This is a genomic window from Streptomyces sp. NPDC059567 (assembly GCF_042735655.1).
Classification (GTDB): Bacteria; Actinomycetota; Actinomycetes; order Streptomycetales; family Streptomycetaceae; genus Streptomyces.
Genome location: NZ_JBHWBS010000065.1, coordinates 1 through 2,991 on the forward strand (window position 1 = coordinate 1; position 2,991 = coordinate 2,991).

The 2,991-nt window shown below is 68.6% G+C and carries 3 protein-coding genes; all 3 read left to right on the forward strand.

Annotation, left to right across the window (positions count from 1 at the left end; translation table 11 throughout):
* Nucleotides 1–635 (forward strand): ALF repeat-containing protein (locus ACFVZW_RS25025; protein WP_384525237.1); only part of this gene is annotated, 635 nt, incomplete at its 5' end.
* 1,035 nt (nucleotides 636–1,670) lie between these two features.
* A complete protein-coding gene (locus ACFVZW_RS25030) occupies nucleotides 1,671–2,018 on the forward strand; it encodes a transcriptional regulator (RefSeq protein ID WP_384525240.1) in 348 nt (115 codons plus the stop codon).
* Nucleotides 2,015–2,686, forward strand: coding sequence for a nucleotidyl transferase AbiEii/AbiGii toxin family protein (locus ACFVZW_RS25035; protein WP_384525243.1), 672 nt, complete (start codon nucleotides 2,015–2,017; stop codon nucleotides 2,684–2,686). The genes ACFVZW_RS25030 and ACFVZW_RS25035 overlap by 4 nt, the downstream gene beginning before the upstream one ends.
* Nucleotides 2,687–2,991: the final 305 nt, after the last annotated feature.

Sequence of the window (2,991 nt, forward strand, 5' to 3'; positions counted from 1 at the left end):
GCCACGGACGGCAGCCGCCTGAAAGCCACACCCAGCACCCCTGGGCGACCCAACCCTACGAATGGCTCGATCAACCCGTCCAAGAACGTAAGGCCCGCCTGACCAACACCGCCAGCCCCGCGGTGAAGGAAGCCGCCAAGAAGGCCCTGCTGGGAACTCCGGCGGACCGCACCGCCTTCCTGGAAAAGGGCCGCCACCTCGCGCAGGCTGAGGACGACCTGGTCGAGCTCGCCCGGATCGACGAGGGCTCGGCCGGCCCCATCCTCAGCGAGGCGATCCACGAGCTCCTGATCGGCTCCCCGACCCCTGCCGAGCTGCGCCACTTCCTGGAGGTGACCCAGCACGACCTGCGGGACCAGGACAATCGCGTCGCGATCGCCCAGATCATCAGCGAGGGCGGCCCGGAGCTGGTCAAGGCCGGCCGCACCGCTCTGGCGGGCACCCCCGCCGACCGCGCCGCATTCCTGCTCACCGGCCAGCACCAGGCCGGGAGAAGGACAACAAGGCCCAGCAGGAGAACGACAAGAGCGACGACCAGCAGGGCGAGGACGGATCCGGAAACGGCACCGGGAACGACGCCGGCACGGACACCGGCAGCACCCCCGACACCGGCAACACCGGCGGAACGGCCGTGACCCCGCAGGGCGGCAGCGGCTCTCCGCTGGCCTCCACCGGCGCGGGCGATACGGTCCTGATCGCGGGAGGCGCGGGCACCGCGCTCGTCGCCGGCGCGGGCCTCCTGCTTGCCGCGCGGATGCGCCGCCAGGGCTCTGGCAGCTGACCGCTCACCCACCGCACAAAGGGCCAGCCGCGTCACGGACGCGGCCGGCCCCGCCACACCTCCACGCGGCGCCAGACCACGAGCAGCTGCCGCGTCTGCGACACCAATCCCCGAATCACGTGGTGCTTTGCAGTGCAGGCCGCAGGGCGGCTGCCGGGCGGACGGTGTCCTCGGCGAACCCGAACCGGTGGCCCACGATCGCCCGACTGTGATCGTCGACGAACGCGGGGAGTCTCCCTGACCCGCTACCGCAACCGAGTCCGTCTCGGCCCTCAACCATCTGGACGCGAGCAAGGACAGCCTCGCCACCCTCGCCGCCAACCTGGGCTTCTCCGACCAAGCCCACCTCTGCCGGACCATGCGCCCATACCTCGGCCACACACCAACGGCACTGCGGAGGCCCCTCGCCCCGGACCGCCCTGAGGAGACATCGCCGGCAGAGAGACTTGGCCAGGTCCGGTGCGTGCCACTACGTGCCAGTAGGGGCGGTGAACAGCGGTCAAGAAGGGTTCCACGAACCACCTCGCCGCGAGGCCGACAGCAACCGTTTGCCCAGGTCAGCACCTATGCTGCCCCTCAAGTGCCGGGTGATTCCCAAGCTTATAGCGCGGGTTCGATTCCCGTCATCCGCTCCATAGCAAAGCCCCAGGTCAGCGACCTGGGGCTTGTTTGTAGGCAGGCCGGTCTCGCCGGTCGTACACCCTTCTGCCCCGCGAGATGGGGCACGCGGAGGGCATGGGCACTGCATTGTCTCGCCGAAGGTCATGAGTTCTCTGACCTGCCCTTACGGCGGCATTACCGCCAGTACGGCCAGGGCGAAGCTCTGAGCCGGGTGTTACCTGTACCGGAATCACGGGGCGGCCTCGCCCTCGTGCGGAATAATCAAGGCATGGCAGCCACGCCCAGCGTTCCCGAGCTCCGCCGCACCAGATTCGCCAGGCGGCTTCCCGCCAAGCTCTCGGAGCTCGGCGGCCCCGCCCACGGTCACGTTGACCTTCCGCTGCACCTCGCGTGGTCAGGCCTGTCTCGGTTCGACCTGGACCAGCCCCGATTGCGGATGAGTTGCTATCGGATCGTGCTGGCCGAGGGGCAGCACGATGACCTGGTCCATTACCTGAACCGGGAACTGCTCGTCGCCATGTGGCCCGTCCTGCGCACACTGATCAGCCGGGATATCCGCGATGTCTGGGAGGACGCCTTCAACGAACTGACGCCCGACGCCCAGGCTGCTGCGTGAATCTCACGGAACTGCACCGGCGGCTCCTCGCGGATGTCCTCGCCGTGGGCGATGTCTACCCGCTCGTGCTCACGGGTGGCTACGCCGTCCAGGCACATGGCCTGGTCGACCGGCTCAGCAAGGACCTCGATGTTGCCACCGAGAACCCGGAACCGATGGAGAAGATCGCCGCCGCCGTGCGCGCCGGGCTGGAACAACGCGGCTGGCAGGTACGAGCGTTGGAAACCGACCCGCTGTCCGCGCGGCTGATCGTCACCGACACCTCCACCGGCGAGGAGTGCGAGGTCGACGTCCTCAAGGAAGCACTCTGGCGTCCGCCTGTGAAGACCCAGCACGGCTTGGTGCTTTCCCTGGAGGACGTGGTCGGCACGAAGGTTCGCGCGCTGGCAGACCGGGGCCTGGCGCGTGACCTGATCGACGTCCGAGCCACAACGGATCGCTGGAGTCACATTGAGCTCGAAGAGCTCGGCCGCCGCCACGCTCGTGACAGCTTCGATCTCTCCGACCTTCAGGCCCGGCTCGCCGGCGCGGACTGGATCGATGACACCGAATTCGCGGCCTACGGACTCGACGACCAGCAGACCATCGAGCTGCGCCGGTGGGCTCAGGAGTGGGCCGATGACATCGCCGAGAGACTCCAGGAAGCGGAAAGCCCACCCGAGGACTGATCACCGGGCATCCGACACGCGGAGGAAGCGCCGCATCTCCGAGGAAGCTGGTCGTGCCCCATCCGTGCCCTTCATGGCGGTGAACAGCGGTCACCACGGGTATCGCCGAGCCAGCGAAAAGCGTCACGAAAGGAGCCGTTTCAGCAGGTCAGGCAGGTGGTGGCCGAGCCGGGCCTCGGTGATTCCCAAGCTTATGGCGCGGGTTCGATTCCCGTCATCCGCTCTTGAGAGAAGGGGGGGGGGGGGGGGGGGGGGGGGGTGGGGTGTGTAGGACGGTCACCCCGTTCCCGGGCCCCCCCGCGCCC

What these genes read in the sequence shown, in the direction of transcription:
- ACFVZW_RS25030 (WP_384525240.1), top strand. Translation starts at nt 1,671, where the DNA reads ATGGCAGCCACGCCCAGCGTTCCCGAGCTCCGCCGCACCAGATTCGCC.